Source organism: Candidatus Kryptonium sp. (genome assembly GCA_025060635.1).
Lineage (GTDB): Bacteria > Bacteroidota > Ignavibacteria > Kryptoniales > Kryptoniaceae > Kryptonium.
Genome location: JANXBN010000001.1, coordinates 393,846 through 412,814 on the forward strand (window position 1 = coordinate 393,846; position 18,969 = coordinate 412,814).

The window sequence follows — 18,969 nt, forward strand, 5'->3', positions numbered from 1 at the left end:
ATTTCAGGGGGCTTTCTCGCCCCCTGTCGTTATGAATTTATAAACAAAATTTAAGGAGGAATGAAACTATGAAATTATTTGGATTACTTGTAGCGTTAATTCTAATCTTAAATCCTATGTTTGCAAGAGATACGGATGGAAAGCGTGATATCAAAGATTTCATGAAAGTAGGACAGTTAAATCCTGCACAGACGGTTGTTAACATTAACAACATCACGACATGGGTAAGAGGTGATGGGTTCCATGATTGGGTTGTAGAAGGTTCATTTAACGGTACGTTTCCAAAGGGAACCGCTGGATTTATATTTTCTGAAGCAGTGGTCGTTGGTGGAAAAGTTGATGATGGACAAACACCTGTGGTAAGAGTAAATGGTTCTGTTTATTCTTCAGGTTTTAGAAGTGGAATTATAAGGCCAGATAGAACGAGAGGACCTGAATTGCGTCCATATAGAGTTAGACCTGATTGGGCAACAGCTGATTTGACGGAAGACGCTGCCGATTTCTTCCAAAAGCCAGCATCTCAAGTAACACAAGCAGAAATTGATCAGATAAGAGAACAATATAGAATTGATTGGCAGGAATGGCCTGCAAGTTTGGGAGCGCCATTTGATGACAGAAATAGAAACGGCATTTATGAGCCAAACATTGATATTCCAGGTGTTCCTGGAGCAAGTATGACCTTGTGGATTGTTTATAATGATCTTGATGCTGGTAGAACCTCATCAACTTATGGTTCACCACCAATTGGTCTTGAGATTCAAGAAACATATTGGGCATATGCATTTGCAAATCCACTTGGAAATGTTATTTTCAAGAGAGCAAGAATAATTTATAAAGGAACTCCTACGACAAAAGCTGGAGCGGTAATTGACTCAATGTATATCGTTCAGTGGTCAGATCCAGACCTTGGTCAGTATACGGATGACTTTGTAGGTTGTGATACCGTGCTAAACTTAGGTTATGTATATAACTCAAGTTCAGTGGATGCTATTTACTTTAACAGATATGGACTTGCTCCACCAGCGGGTGGATATGACTTCTTGCAAGGTGCTGTTATCAGAACCGGAAATCCGAATGACTCAGCAATAGTTGATTTCAAGTGGCGCAGAGGATATAAGTATATATCTCCAAAGCCGATGTCAGTTTTCACATTCTTTGCCGCAGGAAGCCCGAGAAGTGACCCGACAAGAGGTGGTGCATATACCGGAACATTACAATGGTATAACCTCATGGCTGGATTTGAACCAAGACCTGAATATCCAGCAAGAATACCAATAAGAGATCATCTTGGTAATGTGACTAAATATGAACTTGCTGGAGATCCAGTAACTGGGACAGGCGATATAGATGGACGTCCAACACCTCAAAATCCGAACAGATTCCCACCAGGAGATCGTAGGATGGTGATGTCAACGGGTCCATTTACGATGGCTCTTGGTGATACCCAAGAAATTGTTATCGCTTTGGTTGGTGGGCTTGGAGCTGATTATAAGTCAAGTATAACTATTTTGAAGTATAACGATATTTTTGCACAATATGCTTATGATAACTTGTTTGAGTTGCCATCTCCACCACCAGCTCCAAAGGTTACCGCTGTTCCGCTTGATGGGCGCATTATCTTGAACTGGGGTGATGATATTGAAGCTATAAGAAACACTGAAGAAGTCGTAAGAAAGGGCTTCAGATTTGAGGGTTACAATGTTTATCAATTCCCATCCGAAACTGCAAGATTAGAGGATGCTGTAAAGATAGCAACTTATGATGTGGTTAACGATATTACTGTTATCGTAGATAGAGCTATAGACGAAAAAACAGGAGTTATAGTAACAAAACCAGTCCAAGCCGGGCGAAATACCGGTATAAAGAGATATATTGTAATTGATAGAGATTATGTTAGGAATACGAGGTTAGCAAATGGAACAACATATTACTTTGCAGTTACTGCTTATTCATATACTGATGATCCGAATGCACCATTTAGAGCTTTGGAATCCAAGCCAGTAATCATAGCAGTTACTCCACAATCACCAAAACCTGGTGTTACCTTAGGTGCGTTTGCTGGAGATACTTTGAAAGTGACATATCGTTCAAGAATTCCGGGGCGAGTGAGCGATGGAAAAGTTTATCCGATCGTTGTAGACCCGATGGCTTTAACAGGTAATACTTATAGGGTTACATTTGATACTGTTGGTGGTAAAGTTGTATGGAATTTGATTGATGTAACTGCGAATAGAGTTAAATTAAGTCGTCAGACAAATCAAAGCGGTGATGATTCATATTACATTGTTGATGGAATAATGGTCAAAGTTCTTGACGCGCCACCGAGGATGAAAACTGACGATGAAGGTGGTTGGAGAGTCGTAAGTGGAACGCGAAAGATCACTTGGGAACGAGGTGATGGTTTACATTTTGAAAACTTCGGTGGAGCTATAGGTTATGCTAATCCTGGAACAATATTTGGAACATATCGTAATCCAATTACTCCTGATCGTTTAAAAAACATTAGAATTGTTTTTGCTCCAACTGATGTAAATGGAAACTTTGATCCAAATCATCCAAATGCTTCTTTCGCATATAGATATTTGAGAAGAGCAACTGCTGCGATACCACCTGCTGCTAATGTTCCACCACCATTTGTAGTAGATGGCACAAAGTTTATTAATAGAACTGCAGGTTATCCATATCAGGATTTCGTAAAGGTACCCTTAACTGTGTATGATATTGAATCTACTCCGCCTAGGAAGCTTGCGATTGGCTTTTTAGAGAATAATGCAAATCCAGCTCCAGATGGAAAAGTTTATGGACTTGTAGATGGTAGATATTGGCCTGCTCCACATGATGTTCTTGCAAGCGTAGGGCGAGATAATGTTGAAATATATGGACCTCGTGAATGGTTATTCATATTTGATACTACATATACTGAAACTCCAGTTGCTGCTCTTATGCGGGATATTTTGAACGTACCGCTACCGACTATGTATACAGCAACTTGGAATCGCAGAGGAAATGTTGCATTTTCAGCGGACGATGTAATTGAATTCTACACTAATCATATAAACTTTGTGACTGATGAATTTACATTTACTGCACCTAAACCACAAGAAAGCGTTGAGCAAGCAAAGCTTGATGTTGAAAAGATAAATGCATTCCCGAACCCATACTATGGATTTAATAGTCGTGAGAGAGTCAGAGAAGAAAAGTTCATAACATTTAGCCACTTGCCGAGGAAAGCAACAATAAGAATATTTACGCTCTCAGGTGTGCTTGTGAGGACGATAGTCAAAGATGATGATACCCAGTTTGCAAGATGGAACCTCAGGAACGATAACAATCTCCCTGTTGCAAGTGGTGTCTATGTCGTGCATATTGATATGCCAGATCTTGGAAAATCTAAAGTATTGAAGGTTGCTATAATACAAGAGCAACAAATCTTGAGAGTATACTAAAAATTAATTATCCCCCCAGCTTTTTGCTGGGGGGAGTAAAATTAAAAATAAAAATTATTTGGAGGTCAAAGACATGAGAACTGTGAAAAGAGTTTTTTACGGATTATTTCTAATAATGTTAGTTTTTGGGTTAGCTTATAGTGGAAATCAGAATAAAGCAGGGACAACGGCAGCGCCTCATCTGCTCATTCCTATCGGTGCGAAATATCTTGGGTATGGAGGTTCTGCGGTAGCAATCGCTTCAGGGCTTGAATCTATATATTGGAACCCTGCTGGTGTTGATCTTGTGAAAAATTCTGCCAACGCTATATTTTCATACAGAAGCTGGCTTGCTGATATGAGTGTTAGCTATTTTGCGGTGAGTGGTAAGTTCGGTTTTGGTAGCGTCGGACTTGCATTAAAAGTTCTTGATGTTGGCGATATACCAGTTACCACAGAATTGGATCCAGATGGAACTGGCGCTGTCTTTAGCCCGACATATTTTGTTGGGACATTGACATATTCAAAAAGGTTAACGGATAGAATTTCCGTCGGAGCTAACCTCAACATTGCTCACGAAAGCTGGGCTCAAGTTAGTGCTACTGGATTTGCTTTTGACGCGGGAGTACAATATCATGGATTGTTCAAAATACCAGGATTATCTTTGGGAGTTGTAATTAAAAATATCGGATTCCCGGTAAGATACGACGGATCAGCATTGTGGGTTGAAGCAGAAGTCCCTGGAACTGAGCGCGGTGTTACTTGGTATAAAGTTCAAGCTGCTGAATTTGAGATGCCATCTGTAATAGAGCTTGGAGTTGCTTATCAGTTCAATGTTGGTGAAAATAATAACTTCCGAGTTGTAGGTGCATTTCAAAACAATAACTTTGCATATGATGAATATAGAGTAGGTCTTGAGTATTCCTTCAGAGATGTTTTATCTTTAAGAGCAGGTTACTTGTTATCACCTGAATCTGGAAAGTGGATTCCATCGCCTGATGTAGCTACACCGAATATATTCCAGAATTTCTCTTTTGGTGCTGGTGTTAACTTAGGAAATGTTGCTGGGCTTGCGTTAGAAGCTGATTATGCTTTTGTTCCTGTGAAATTCTTCGGCAATAATCATGTGATTTCAGTAAGCATTGGATTTTAATTTGAATTTGATGCTTAAACCATAAAAGCGGCGGAGAAATTCCCGCCGCTTTTTTCTTTTTAATTTCATCCTGCAGAAAGATTAAGGGGTAATTTTAAGATTTTTTGATGATAAATTAGGAATTTTTAGCATCTTGTAATTCAGTTTGCTTTTTTCTTGACTTTGGGAAATTTGTTTGCTAATTTTACTAAGACTATATCCCACACTCTTTAAAACGATCTAAATTAAGCACCTTTAATTCCGAAAAACATTAAACTTCTTTTTTGCCCTATTGAGATGAGAGCACATAGTATAAATGTTCCTATTTCAACATCCAAAAATAAAATAAAATGGAGGTTAAAGGTTATGAGAAAAATTTATCTTTTTCTCACGCTTATGATTGTCTTATATTTTGTTTCGTTTTCTCAAGCGCAGTATCCGCTTTTTTACTTGAAAGATGGTTTTCGTGTTTCTTATGTAGCTAACTATTCAACTATTCCAAAGATTGATGGTTGTGATGATGTAATTGCTGGTCTTGATTTGAATAAGAATGGAAAATTAGAAATCCTTGCTATTAATGATCCAACTGTTTCAAGCCCAGCATCAGGAGATACGACGAAATGGGTTTTTTTATTTGAGAACGATGGAAATGATAATTACAAACTTCTGTGGAGCACCGCCCTACCTTTAACTTCAAGAACGACAGGATACAGCTTTCCTGGTGTAAATGTCACTGATGTTGATGGAGATGGAAATTTTGAAATAACAATAGTTAATCCATCTAATGCTGATGTATCTGCTGGAATTTTAAATCCTGATAAAATATTTTTCTACGAATATGACCCACGAACGAGGACATTTCCGACGGAACCAACATTCGCTTGGAATCTTGATTATCCAGCCGATGGAAATGCTGGATTTAGGTTAACATATCTTTTCCCTGGAGATTTTGATCGTGATGGAAGACAAGAAATAGCTTTAATTGATAGAACCTCACGAATTCATATGTGGATAATCTCACTTGAGACACCTGAACTTGATCCATTTTCAACTTTTAAGGTTGAGTTCCGAGATAGCTCTCTTACCGCAACCTGGGCATTTGACATTACCACAACTGATTTTGACAGAGATGGTAAACAAGAAATCTGGTTTGGAACATGGACTAACTTTACTTGGGTTATAGTTGAAGCCGAAGGGCCAGATAATTATGTGATAAAGAAGGTAATCTCTAATTCGCACATTGGCTCTGGAACAGTTGTTGGAACTCTGAGAAATCTTAAGTTTATGGATATGGACGGAGATCGTTATCCTGAAGGTTTTGCGTTTGCTACTAATGGACAGCTTGTTTATATTGAAAACAGAAAACCAGCGGATGTAAGTGAGATTGACTCAACATATTTTCACAAGGTAGGTGGTTGGGATTATACTCGTGGGGCTGATTGGGGTGATCTTGATGGAGATGGAAATCTTGATGTCGTGGTTGCTGGCAATTATAGAAATGTTTACCATGTTGAATATAAAGGTTCAGGTGCATTCAAGGATTCAACGAGCTGGGAATGGAGCGAACTTCTCAGAGACACGCTTGGGACACCGAGGTATTATTATGTAAGTTTCCCACCGCGCGATATGGATGGAGATGGTAGAAGAGAGTTTGTAATTGGTTCTTTGCAAAGACCTGATTCAACACGAGCATTTTTCATTGTTTTTGAGCGTGATGTTATAGTAAAAGCTCAATCTCAGGATGAGATTTTAACAGGTTATTATTTAGCTCAAAATTATCCAAATCCGTTTAATCCAGTAACATGGATTGAATTTGCTTTGCCGAAAGATGAGTTCGTGACTTTAAAGATATACACAATTGACGGACGGTTGGTTAGAACTTTAGTTGAAAATAAATATTATCCAGCAGGAAAGCATTTGTTAAGTTGGGATGGAAGGGATGATAATAATCTTGAAGTCGCAAGTGGAGTTTACATTTATAAAATTAGTGCTGGAAAATTTGAAACCTCAAGGAAGATGATACTTTTGAGGTAAACTTAGAAGTTGAGGGTGGGTTTTATGCCCACCCTTTTTAATTTTTGTTCACGCTTTTAGAAATCCAACCTTTTTATTGACATTGAATTCTTAAATTTTTATTTTTTAATGTGTGAAAATTCAAACAAAACAAAGGAATATATTTAAAATGAAAAGAGCAACTGCTTTAATCGTTTTATTATTACTTTCTTTTTCTGTTGAGTTTCTCTTAACACAGACGAGATTTAATTTAAAAGCTACATATTCTCCTCCTGTTGGTGATACGACAAAGTGGTATGCTGCGGGAGGTCCTATGCATGTTCGCTCAGTAAAGGCTGGATTTGATACTGATAGAGATGGGAAAATTGAGGTAGTAGCAACAGATTATTATTATTCAAGGGTTCACTTATTTGAGCATGTTGGCAGAGATACTCTTGAACTTGTGTGGTCATCTCCAGCAATAGGGCCAGCGAGAGTTGGTCGCAATTCAACCCCAAGAGATGTGGTTATTACTGATTTGGATGGCGATGGGCTTTTAGAAATTACTTTTGCAGTTGGTAATGTTGATGCTACTGATAGACCCGTAAGAGGTATATATGTATATGAGTGGAGAGGAACCGTTGGTGTTAATAGTTATGGTGATCCGGCGAAGACAGAATTTTTCGGCGCGTCTCTTTATTATGCTCCGCCAGATTCATTCGTTAGGTTCACAGTGCAATCGCTCGGAGTTGACGATGTTGATGGAGATAATAAACAAGAGTTGATAGTTGTAAAAGATGATGCAAACAACACAAGAGAAGATGTATATATAATTTACTCGCTTGAAGGTACGGCAGTAGAAGATCCATTTTCCACACTGAAAACGGAGTTTTTCATTAGCCCAAGAGCTGGATATGGAAGCGGTAGCCCATGGGCATTTGCTATCGCTGATCTTGATGGGGACAGGAAAAAGGAGATTGTGTTTAATCCATATAACTTTCAAAATGTTTTCATAGTGAAAGCAGTTGGACCAGATAGGTATGTTATAGCGGACACAACTTCACCGAAAAGGTTCTATCATGCTTCACCTGGTGCAGATGGGGTAAGCCTTCTTGGCGCTGCTGTTATTGATATTGATAGAGATGGTAATGACGAAGTTTTTCTTGTTAGATTTCCTGGAGATCAACTACATATAGTCAATTACAATCCTGGAGATAATGTTCTTGAAGTTGATTCAACGAAGGTTGTAAAGTTATTCCAACATGTATCTGCTGGGAGAACGGTGTTCTCTGTCTTCGCAGGCAATCAAGATGGGGACAACAGACCGAACTTATATATTGCTGGAATATCTGGATACGATGTAATTGAGGTTACATATAATGGTGGTAATATATTGGATTCAAGTAGTTATTCAATTAGAGTTTTGTATTCCGGAGATTCTCTTGATGTCATAACTCCGACGGCGAATATCAGAGATACATTATTTGTGATTGATTCACTTGGATTTAGATATAGGCGTGCCTTCAGGAATGAAGATTTCTTCGTTGCTCGTTTAGCAGTTGGAGCAAATGTTGACCTTGATAGAAATATGAAGCGTGAAATTGTCCTCGGCTATCAAAGCATTCCTGATAGCGTAACTATGAAACATATTCGCTACGATGCAACTTCTGGTAGATTTTTAACTGATACAACCTACAGGGCTCCAAATACATTTAATAGAAGGATAATAAGAGTTCTTGAATCTGATGTGCCAACTGGCATCAGGGTTAGAGATGTGGTTGTTGTAACTCCAGATGATTACGAACTTTATCAGAATTATCCAAATCCATTTAATCCATACACAAATATATCGTTTTATTTGCCCATTGATAAAAAGATAAGCTTGATAATATATGATGTCACAGGTCGCGAGGTAATTAGGTTAATTGACGAGCAGGAGTTTCCGAAAGGGAAACATAATGTTGTTTGGGATGGAAAGGACCAAAATGGTAAACCAGTTGCAAGTGGAACTTATTTCTACAAACTTAAATTTGGAAACTTTGAAAAGACAAGGAAAATGATGCTTGTTAAATAGCTATTTAGAAAGTTGATCTTAACAATTCAAGGGGCGTGAGAATATCACGCCCCTTTTTTGTTTATCTGTAAATTTTTAATGTTACGATGGAATGAGGCTTAACTTTTAAAGTAATTTTTTCTTTTGAAAATTTTAGTTCGGATTTGTCTTCCTCAATGAAATTTGAAATGAAAACCTTTGAAGGGACAAATGGAAGAACAATTTCTCCTTCTGTGTCCTTCCCTTGAGATTCATAGAACTGAAGCGTCCAAGCGTTTGCATCCTCAGATTTTTTTAAAACTGTCAAAATCAAATTTTCAGGCGCTAACTTAACAAATGAATAGTTTAAAACAGGCAAACTGCCGGAATGTTTGTCTGTGAGAATCGGAATTAGTGGATTATTGAAGTCATATGCAATGTTTGTTGTTTTTGCTTCTTTCCATGTCCCTTTGTGTGGATATAGAGCATATTCAATTGTATGAAAACCTCTATCGGCGGTTGGATCTGGCCAGTTAGGTGAACGTAAAAGTGAGAGTCGCATAACTGAACCTTTACAGTCATAGCCATATTTTGAACCGTTGATCAAACTAACACCGTAATTTTTTTCTGATATATCAGCCCATCTCAAGGCAGGAACCTCAACTTTTGCACTATCCCAAGAGTTTCTCATTTGTGTTGACCTTTGAATGTATCCATATGGGATTTCATATGTGGCGACTGTATCTTTCACCGAAAGCGGAAAAGCAACTTTAAACATTATATTTTTCTCCCACCAATCAACATCTACTCTAAAATCAATTCGTTCAATCTTATCATAGAGAATTACATATTGTGTAAAGAAGCTTGTGGGGAATGTTTCAGTTGGTGGATATGATCTTGTATCGGGTTTTCGGAAATCTCTATTAATTTTTAAAACAGAACGAACAGGTCCAGATTCAACAACCTCACAACCTCTAAAAGCTGAATGAAATTCAATGCCTGTCAATCCCACATTCCAAGCATCCCAAGCCGACGGTTTATCCTCAAGAAGTTGAAGTTTATTGCCAGGAGCAGTCAAAATTTGTTTGTCATATCTTTTATCAAAAATCCCACTTATCCAGCCGTTCGTTGTGTCAATTTCAACTTTGAAAAACCTGTTTTCAATCGTTGATTTTGTAATTTTAAGTTCGGTTTCAAATTTTGTAGGCTTTTGCTTTTTGAGTATATAGGTTTTGTAACCTATCGGTGGCACATTTTCAGCGATGAAGATAATTTTTCGTCTGCCTTCTTCAATTATGTTTTGAGATGCGATCTCTTTGCCAGACATATCAAAGATTGTGTATTCATTTTCATCAAAAGGTTTCATCTCAAGTTTAACGATATCAGTTCTCTCCCACGAGCTTGGGTTGAAGATTATTATCGGTTCTCCATCTTTGATTTCATTTGTGTTTATATTTTGAGCAACTTTTTCAAGCGAGCTTCTAATCTGGAAGTTAGTAAAGTTTTCAACCTCTTCGTAATCTTTTTTCGCATCAAAATAAACTTCCCTTATGCTTGAACCTGGAAGTATATCATGGAATTGGTTGAAGATAAACTTAAGCCAGTATTTTTCAAATAATTGGTTGTCATAGTTGAAATCAAAAAGCGTCGCAATGGCTGAAAATTTCTCAGCGTTTGAAAGAGCAGTTTCAAGTTTTCGGTTGTATTTTTTTACATCTGAATGTGTTGTGTATGTTCCTTGATGATATTCAAGATAAAGCTCATCTCTCCATACAGGTAAGTTTTTGAGGTCTTTTATTTGCAGTGTTTTAAAGTAATCAGAGACAGTGGAAAATTTTATCTCAGGGAAAATGTAAAGTTTTTTAAGTTCTTCAATTCTCTTTAACATCTCCTCCGTTGGACCACCTCCGTGGTCTCCAACGCCGAAAAGAATCAACAGTTCTCTAAATCCAGTGTTTGCTTCAAATTGCCTAAGCCAGTCAATAAGACGAAACGGATTTTCAATTGTGTTGACATAGCTAAATGGAAAATATGTTAGGACTCTTGAACCATCTGGGCTTTCCCACCAGAATAATCTATATGGGAAGACATTTCTCTCGTTCCAGTTAAGTTTCTGTGTTACGAATGCGGTTATATCAGCTTTTGCAAAGAAAGTTGGAAGCGTCCAAGTATAGCCAAAAGAATCGGGAATCCAACCAATCTCTGGTTTTACGCCAAGAACTTTTTGAAAATATCGTTGTGAATATAATAAATTGTGCATCCAGGATTCGCCCCCAGGAAGGTTGCAATCTGGCTCAATCCAGGTTCCACCGACAACTTCCCACTTACCAAGCTTTATTTGATTTTTTATTTCAGAAAAAAGATCAGGGTAAAGAGTTCGCATCCATTCATAATAAACAGCGGAACTTTGGGTATAAGTCAGGTGAGGATATTTCCGCATAAGATTTATAACAGAGTTGAAGGTATTTTTGCAAACTTCAATTGTTTCTTTCACTCTCCAAAGCCATGCAGCATCAATGTGAGCGTTTGAGACGAAAATAAGCGTGAACCTTTTTGAAAACTCGCGGATAGGTGTGAGTTTCTTTTTTATTTTTTCAACCGAAAAAGCAAATTTCTCAAAATCTCCTTTTGAAAGCGAAGATAGATCAATTTCGGCAGAACTACTTTGTAATAAGTTATTTAGTTTAATTCTTTCCTCCCTTTTAATAGTTGATTTGTCAATTTTGGGATCGTGTCTTGTCATATCGTTTGTTTGATATGTGTCAAAGCTTAGGAGTTTTTGGGCAACTTTCAAACTTAAAGATAAATTTTTAATTTCGTTTACAATCTCTTTAACGCTTTCAATTTCAAATTCAGCTCTTAAAAGTCGTAGTGGTCCGCCCGTGTTAACTGCTTTAATTGCGAATGTGATCTCTTGCCCGGGTTTAATTTCACTTGTTAAGTCAAATTCACCATCCCATGGTATATATCCAACATATTTCTCATTAACCCAGAGATAGCCATAATCATCAACTGAAACCTTGAAAACTATTTTTCCACTTATTGCTTTACCGAGAAATTTTTCGGGGATCTTGAACTTTGACCTTATCCAACATGAATCAATATAAACCCTCTGCCCAAGTTTTAAGGTGTCCCATTTTGAGTCATCGTATTCTACCTTCGTTGGTTCATTTGTTTTCAAAGTAGAAAGACATTTTATGTCTGGACTTACCTTCCAAGTACGTATTGAGATCGTGCTCAAGGAATCAAGAATTGAAGTTACGCTGTCAACCTTTGATTTCGTTTGAGAAATTATTGAGGTGGAAAGGATGATGAAAAGGATGGTTAATTTTTTGAGCATTTTTAACCGTGCCCTTTGTTGTTTTAGATTTTGCTTCTTTTAAAGATCAAAGCAAATTTTTTATTGTTTTCATCGGTATAAAAAGCAAGGCGACAGAGCAATCTCTTCCGAAGCAATTTATTTTCTATCAAGGACTTCTCTTACTTTTAAAGCTATAATTTCGTAAGAATATGGTTTCTGGATGATGTCAAAACCCTCAAGGCTTAAGTTTAAGCCGTTTATGCTATATCCAGTTGTGAATATCACCTTTATGTTTGATTTTATCTTAACCATTTCCCTCATTGCATCATAACCGTTCAAAATTGGCATAACTATGTCAAGGATGACAAGTTCAATTTCATTTGATTTCTCTTTAAATATCTCAACCGCTTCAAGACCGTTGCTTGCCGAATAAACTTTATAGCCGAGATTTTGAAGTATATCTGTTATTGTTATTCTCAATCTTTCTTCGTCTTCAGCAACAAGTATCGTTTCAGTACCACCTTTGATTTCAATCTTTTGCTCTTCTTTTTCAACTTCTTTTTCTTCTTCATAAACTGCTGGGAGATACACCTTGAATGTCGTTCCTTGTCCGACTTCACTGTAAACATTTACGAATCCACCATGTTGTTTTACGATGCCATAAACTATTGAAAGACCGAGCCCCGTGCCGTGTGGCTTGGTTGTGAAAAATGGTTCAAAAATTTTAGGTAATATATCCTTCTCTATACCAACTCCGTCATCTGTGACAGAAAGAACAACATAATCGCCTGGTTTTGCCTCAAGATGAAAATCGGAGTGTTCTTGATCTATATATCTTGTGTAGGTTTCAATTATTATTTTTCCTGCCCCCAGAATTGCTTCCTGTGCATTAATTATTAAATTTAAAAGAACTTGATTGATCAGAGTGGGATCTGCTTTTATGTTAGGAAGTTTTGGTGCAAGTATTAGCTCGATCTTTACATTTTCACGAAGAGCTTTTAACATCACTTTAGTGAAATCGTTTATTAAGCTATTTAAATCAATTATTTTCATAACAGCGGGTTGCTCACGGCTGAAAATGAGAAGTTTTCTTGTGAATTCGCCAGTTTTCCTTATTGTTTGTTCAATTTCATTAAGTTTTTCTTTTGCTTTTTCTATATCTTGCGTTAAAAGTCGTCGGGCAAGTTGTGCGTTTCCAAGTATAACCGTCAAAGCGTTGTTGATATCATGTGCAACTCCGGCTGTTAATCGTCCAAGAGACTCCATCTTTTGTGATTGAAGAAGTTGCTGTTCAAGTGCTTTAACTTTTGTCACATCTCTCAATATACCTTGATAAGCAATTACATTTCCTTTTTCATCATATATTGGGATTGAAGTATCGTAAACAATTAGCTTTCTACCATCTTTTGTCTTTAGATGTAGTTCATAATCTTTTATGAAACCTTGGCTTTCTACAGCTTCAAGAGTTTTCTTTCTATCTTCGGGATTTTCATAAAGTTCCGTTGCTATGTCAACTTTTAGAATTTCTTCTTTTGAGGAATATCCGAAGAGTTCAACAAAAGCAGGATTTACATCTACAAGCTTTCCTTCGGGGGTACTTATATAAATTGGATCTTTTGAGTCCTCAAAGAGTTTCCTGTATCTTTGTTCGGATTCACGAAGTGCTTTTTCATTTTCGCTTCTTTGAATTGCAAGTCCGAGTATGTCTGTGAATGTTTTTATTGCATCTACTTCCGCTCCTTCCCATTCTCTCTCGTTTTGGCAATCGTTCAAGCTTATAAATCCCCACCATTTATCACCAACGAAAATCGGCGAAACGAGTATTGATCTAACCCCAAGAAAACTTAAAAACAATTGTTCTCTAAATGGGAAATTCCTAATTAAACCACATATTGTGTCTTTTCTCCCGAGGATATCAATCCATCTGTCAAAACCAGTTAGTCTGTAAGAGATATTTTGTAGCTGTTCACTCTCTACATGTTTCTCCGTGGGCTTAGCGTACCAACTTGAAATTAAATTTGTCAAAAGTTCACCGTTTTTATCTTGGTTCTGAAAAATGTAAACGGAGCTTACCCCCATTGCTTTCCCAATCTCTTCAATAAGTGAAGATATTTCGGTTCTCCAATCAATTGCTTTGAGCAATATTCCGGCAGAATAATTTATTGTTTTCAAAACTTTCTCTCTTTGCAGAAGTTTTTTCTCAATTTCTTTTAGTGAAGTTATGTCAATTATTATTCCTAAAGTTTTGTGTGCTTCTCCAGTATCATCACGAATTATGTATGCGTAATCAAGACAATGGATTATGCTTCCATCTTTTTTTCTAATTCTGTATTCGGTTTCAAATGTTGAAAGGTTAGTTTCTAATGCTTTGCTAACCTTTGATATTACAATATCAATGTCATCAGGGTGAATAAAAGCCTTCCAGCTAAATTTTTCTTTTTCAAAATCCTCTTTCTTTAGTCCGAAGATTGCCTCAACATCACCTTCCCAAGTTGTTATATCGTTTTTAAGATCCCATTCATAGACAACTTCTTTCATCGCAAGGATTATTTTTTCAAATTTGTCGTGCCATTTAGTTAGCTCAATTTCAATTAATTTTTTGCCGATCGCAAAGGAAAGCTGATAAGAGGTTGCAAGGATTATATTTATTTCTTCCTGGGTAAATTCGTGAGGCTCCTCATAATAAATCATGAACTTACCGATAAGTTTTCCTCTGAAAACAAGGGGTATAAAACCAAGTGCTTTAATTCCTTCATTTAAAATTGTCTTCTTCAAATCGTCAGGGATAGTTTTATCTTTTTCAACATCATTTATCAAAATCGGTTGTGGATTTGGGTCACTAGGTTTCCAAGGCGAATGCCCTTCAACAGCCTTTCTATAATTTTCTGAAAGCCCAGCCCATGCTTTAAATCTCATCACTCCATCTGGATCAATAAGCAAGATTGATGCTTTATTTATATTCAAGATTTTTAGAATCCCGTTCAATGCTTGTTGATAAACTTCTTCTATTGATTCAGAGCGGATGGCTATATTTGCGAGATTGTAAAGTGTTTCTGTGGCGCTAAGCTGTTTCGCAAGCTTTTGCTCTGTTTTCGTTCGCTTTCGGACTTCCTCCATTAACCTTGCTGATGGTATATTTGTCAATATTGCAAAAATAAAAAAGATAACTATATAGGAAGCCATCAAGGTAAATCTTTCAACATCAGAGATTTGGAGAGTGAAAATTGTGGGATGATAAATGCCGTATTTTTCAAGTAATGTAAGAACTATAACAGATATTGAACTTAATGCCGAAAGAACAACTGTTCTTGTTGGACCTCCGAAAAGCCCATTAAAAACTATTACAATAAGATAAAGAAAACCTATGTAGATAAACGAAGTCCCACCTACATAGTAAACAACGATGCTTATAACGATTATATCAACTATGTTGGTTACAAACAAAACCCTATCGGCGCTTTTTAAGATTCTTTGCCAAAAACGATACGGTTGATTTATAAGCGATTCAAATAACGCAGAAGCTATGAAGACATGAATTGGTAGTGAAAGATTAAAAATGAAATTTAAAGTTATAAAAGTGATAGCGAGAGCAATTGATGCAATTAATCTTGCCTTAATTGAGTAACTGCGGACAAAATCAATAAAATTCTGATTTGATTGGTTAGATTGTTGCATTTTAAGTTTGATTTTAATTTTAAAATTTTATCGCCCTTGAGCCTAATTTGGCTTATATCTACAATTAAAGACAATTGACATCATTTGCAATTCCCTTTTGTAAAGTAGTCAAAAATAATTCTTGAAATTTCCGCGATAGCGAGGTGACCTTTGCTATCAACAGCATACGAGACCTCAGAAAGCTCATCACAGAAAATAGCAACCGCATAGGTTACACATTTTGCATACACAAGACCGATATCAGCTCTCATCTTGTCAATTGCGCCAGTTTTATGTGCAACCACAACATTTTCGGGCAGGTATCTTTTCATCATCTCGTCGTCCTGAGTGTTTTTCATAATGTTAATTATTTCTGCTGAAACTTCCGGATTTATAACTTTTCCATTAGCGAGAAGTTCTAAAAGTTTAATCATATCGTTTGGTGTCGTATAACCCACGCCGAACCTGATTGCTTCCGGGGTTCTCTTTTTTGTTTTGAAGGACATCAGCTTGTTTAAAATTTTTGTATTGTTGAGTCCAAGTTCTCTCATTCTATTATTTACTGCGTCAAGTTTTGCATCGTGTTCATCGGCAAAGCTGTCAAGCACAAGATTCGTTGCAGTATTGTCGCTTAAAATGATCATCAGGACGGCAGCATCAATTAATTTAAGTTTTGCTTCATTGTAAAAATATTGAAGAACACCGGAACCACCATATTTGAGAGAATCTGTAAGTAAGACGAGAGTATCTTTTTTAAGTTTTCCTTCCTCAAACTTGTAAAAAAGTTCAACAAGCACCGGAACTTTTATTACGCTCGCTGTGGGGAAAAGTGAATCTGCATTGATTTGTATTGTTTCGCCAGTTATAAAATTTTTTGCAGAAACTCCAAGTCGCCCTACGCCATATTTCTTCGCTGTTTGATTGATTTTTGAAACCAATTCGTCAGTCGTGATGGTTAACCGTGAGGAGGTGCAAGATACGAAGATAAAGGCAAGTAGAAATGTAAAAATTCTATTCATTTTCAGAGAAAGTGTTTTTTTGAAAAATTAATTTTTTTGCCAAAATTAATCAAGTAGACCTTGAATTAGCGGTTCTAAAACTAAAACAAATAACGGAGTAAATCATGCGCAGTCTTGTTTATACCTTTGCGATCTCAATTTTTATTTTGATAAATGCCTATTCTCAATCTCTGAAGGTTGGGGATAAAGCCCCAGATTTTAAACTGCCTTATGCGACAAAAGATACGATCGTTTTCAGTGGGATCAGCTTATCAGAATTGATAGGTAAGCGAAATATCGTTTTGGCATTTTATCCAGCAGATTGGAGCGGTGGATGCACAACCGAGATGTGCACATTTAGAGATAACTTCGTTGAACTTTCAAAACTTGATGCGGAAATTTTAGGGATAAGCGGTGATTATGTGTTTTCTCATCATGAGTGGGCAAAGCATTTGAACTTGCAGTTTAAGCTTTTAAGTGATCATAAGCATGAAGTCGCAAGGCTTTATGATTCTTACGATGAAAATTCAGGTTACAACAAGCGAACGATTTTCGTTATTGACAAAAAGGGTAGAATAGCGTACATAAATTGGCGGTATAATGTGAGGGATCCAAAACATTTTGAAGAATTGCGTAAAGTGCTCGCAAACCTGCCTTAATGTATGTGGGATTAAATTGATACTTTTGACAAAAGAATTGAAATTGTTTAAATTTAAAAAAGTTGCATTCAAACTAAGGGAGGAAATAACTATGAACAACACGGACAAAATCCGTGAAGCGAAAAATAAATGGCTTGAAAAAGCAGAGAATTCTGAATTGAAAAGAACCGGGATAAAGTTTACAACTTTGAGCGATATGGAAGTTAAAATGCTTTATACTCCTGATGATCTTGAAGGATTTGACTATATGGAGAAGCTTGGTTTCCCTGGTGAGTATCCCTATACTCGTGGGATCCATTACAACATGTATCGTGGGAGATTGTGGACGATGAGACAATTTGCGGGATTCGGGACGCCCGAAGATACAAATCAAAGATTTAAATTTTTGTTAAAGCATGGTCAAACTGGTTTAAGCGTTGCTTTTGATCTTCCAACTCTTATGGGAATAGATGCGGATGATCCAATGTCCGAAGGTGAGGTTGGTGTTTGTGGTGTATCTGTTAGTTCGCTTGCCGATATGGAGATCGTTTTCAAAGATATTCCGCTTGATCAAGTTTCTACTTCAATGACTATAAACGCTCCAGCTGCGATGATATGGGGAATGTATCTTGTTGTTGCTGAAAAGCAAGGTGTTAAGTTTAATCAACTTCGTGGAACAATTCAAAACGACATTCTCAAGGAATATATCGCACAAAAAGAATGGATATATCCTCCAGAGCCATCAATTAGATTAATCGTTGATACTATAAAATTTGCCAAAGATTATGTCCCGCAGTGGAATCCAATTTCAATAAGTGGTTATCATATTCGCGAGGCTGGGGCAACAGCTGTTCAGGAGCTCGCTTTCACACTTGCAGATGGCATGGCCTATGTAGAGGCGTGTATAAACGCAGGAATGGATGTTGATGAGTTTGCACCGCGATTGTCGTTTTTCTTTAATTCACATCTTGATTTCTTTGAGGAGATTGCTAAATTCAGGGCAGCTCGTAGGATCTGGGCAAGATATATGCGTGAAAAATATGGGGCGAAAAATCCAAGATCGTGGATGTTGAGATTTCATACTCAAACAGCGGGTTGTTCTTTGACCGCTCAACAACCTGAAAACAACATCGTAAGAACCGCATTTGAAGCTCTCGCTGCCGTCCTTGGTGGAACACAAAGCTTACATACAAATTCAATGGATGAAACATATGCTCTGCCGACGGAAAAAGCAGCGAAAATTGCTCTGAGGACACAACAAATAATCGCTTACGAAATCGGCGTTACAAATGTGATTGATCCATTGGGCGGAAGTTATTACATTGAGTCATTGACAGATAAAATTGAAGAAGAAGCTGAAAAGTATTTCAGAAAAATTGAAGCATATTCTTCAAGTGGTTCAATGCTTGAAGGTGTGATAAAGGCAATTGAAGATGGTTTCTTCCAGCGTGAAATTGCACAATCAGCTTATAGATATCAACAAGAACTTGATAAGAAAGAGCGAATAATCGTTGGAGTAAATGAATTTATAGATGACGAACCAGTTGAAATTCCACTTTTGAAAATTCCGCCAGAGGTCGCAGAAATACAGAAGAAGCGATTGGCTGAGATCAAAGCAAGTAGAAATCAAAGGGAAGTTGAAAAAGCTCTCGCTGAACTTAAAAAAGCAGCAGAGGAAAATCAACCACTTATGCCTAAAATTCTTGATTGCGTAAGAGCTTATTGCACGCTTGGAGAGATGACATCAACTTTGAAAGAGGTTTGGGGAGTTTACCAAGAGCCACTTGTATTTTGAAA

At 37.1% G+C, this 18,969-nt stretch carries 9 protein-coding genes; 6 read left to right on the top strand and 3 right to left on the bottom strand.

Features of this window, described 5'->3' with window-relative positions; all coding sequences use genetic code 11:
• The first annotated feature begins 68 nt into the window (after positions 1-68).
• The 4 genes from NZ923_01900 to NZ923_01915 all read left to right on the top strand — a co-directional run bounded on the left by NZ923_01900 (position 69) and on the right by NZ923_01915 (position 8,623).
• Positions 69-3,446: a hypothetical protein gene (locus NZ923_01900; protein MCS7228772.1), complete on the top strand. Its 3,378-nt coding sequence runs from the start codon at positions 69-71 to the stop codon at positions 3,444-3,446.
• A gap of 73 nt (positions 3,447-3,519) precedes the next feature.
• Positions 3,520-4,578, top strand: a complete 1,059-nt coding sequence (locus tag NZ923_01905; protein MCS7228773.1) for a PorV/PorQ family protein — start codon at positions 3,520-3,522, stop codon at positions 4,576-4,578.
• Positions 4,579-4,923: 345 nt separating this feature from the next.
• A complete protein-coding gene (locus NZ923_01910; GenBank protein ID MCS7228774.1) occupies positions 4,924-6,591 on the top strand; it encodes an FG-GAP-like repeat-containing protein in 1,668 nt (555 codons plus the stop codon).
• Positions 6,592-6,739: 148 nt separating this feature from the next.
• Positions 6,740-8,623: an FG-GAP-like repeat-containing protein gene (locus tag NZ923_01915; protein ID MCS7228775.1), complete on the top strand. Its 1,884-nt coding sequence runs from the start codon at positions 6,740-6,742 to the stop codon at positions 8,621-8,623.
• A 61-nt stretch (positions 8,624-8,684) separates the two neighbouring features.
• Here the strand turns inward: NZ923_01915 and NZ923_01920 are convergent, their stop codons facing one another.
• The 3 genes from NZ923_01920 to NZ923_01930 all read right to left on the bottom strand — a co-directional run bounded on the left by NZ923_01920 (position 8,685) and on the right by NZ923_01930 (position 16,555).
• Positions 8,685-11,921 carry a glycosyl hydrolase-related protein gene (locus NZ923_01920; protein ID MCS7228776.1) on the bottom strand — a complete coding sequence of 1,079 codons (3,237 nt, stop codon included), beginning with the start codon at positions 11,919-11,921 and terminating at the stop codon, positions 8,685-8,687.
• 117 nt (positions 11,922-12,038) lie between these two features.
• On the bottom strand, positions 12,039-15,557 hold the full coding sequence (locus NZ923_01925; GenBank protein ID MCS7228777.1) for a PAS domain S-box protein: 3,519 nt from the start codon (positions 15,555-15,557) through the stop codon (positions 12,039-12,041).
• Positions 15,558-15,637: 80 nt separating this feature from the next.
• A complete protein-coding gene (locus NZ923_01930; protein MCS7228778.1) occupies positions 15,638-16,555 on the bottom strand; it encodes a class A beta-lactamase-related serine hydrolase in 918 nt (305 codons plus the stop codon).
• A gap of 104 nt (positions 16,556-16,659) precedes the next feature.
• On the opposite strand from NZ923_01930, the gene NZ923_01935 reads away from it, so the two are divergent.
• Entirely contained in the window at positions 16,660-17,193 is a 534-nt protein-coding gene (locus NZ923_01935) for a peroxiredoxin (protein ID MCS7228779.1), read from the top strand.
• A gap of 91 nt (positions 17,194-17,284) precedes the next feature.
• On the top strand, positions 17,285-18,967 hold the full coding sequence (locus NZ923_01940) for a methylmalonyl-CoA mutase family protein (protein ID MCS7228780.1): 1,683 nt from the start codon (positions 17,285-17,287) through the stop codon (positions 18,965-18,967).
• The last annotated feature ends 2 nt before the right edge of the window (positions 18,968-18,969 follow it).

Excerpts from the sequence above, each read along its gene's own strand:
- NZ923_01900 (MCS7228772.1), top strand. The coding sequence starts at position 69 with ATGAAATTATTTGGATTACTTGTAGCGTTAATTCTAATCTTAAATCCT.
- NZ923_01905 (MCS7228773.1), top strand. The coding sequence starts at position 3,520 with ATGAGAACTGTGAAAAGAGTTTTTTACGGATTATTTCTAATAATGTTA.
- NZ923_01910 (MCS7228774.1), top strand. The coding sequence starts at position 4,924 with ATGAGAAAAATTTATCTTTTTCTCACGCTTATGATTGTCTTATATTTT.
- NZ923_01915 (MCS7228775.1), top strand. The coding sequence starts at position 6,740 with ATGAAAAGAGCAACTGCTTTAATCGTTTTATTATTACTTTCTTTTTCT.
- NZ923_01920 (MCS7228776.1), bottom strand. The coding sequence starts at position 11,921 with ATGCTCAAAAAATTAACCATCCTTTTCATCATCCTTTCCACCTCAATA.
- NZ923_01925 (MCS7228777.1), bottom strand. The coding sequence starts at position 15,557 with ATGCAACAATCTAACCAATCAAATCAGAATTTTATTGATTTTGTCCGC.
- NZ923_01930 (MCS7228778.1), bottom strand. The coding sequence starts at position 16,555 with ATGAATAGAATTTTTACATTTCTACTTGCCTTTATCTTCGTATCTTGC.
- NZ923_01935 (MCS7228779.1), top strand. The coding sequence starts at position 16,660 with ATGCGCAGTCTTGTTTATACCTTTGCGATCTCAATTTTTATTTTGATA.
- NZ923_01940 (MCS7228780.1), top strand. The coding sequence starts at position 17,285 with ATGAACAACACGGACAAAATCCGTGAAGCGAAAAATAAATGGCTTGAA.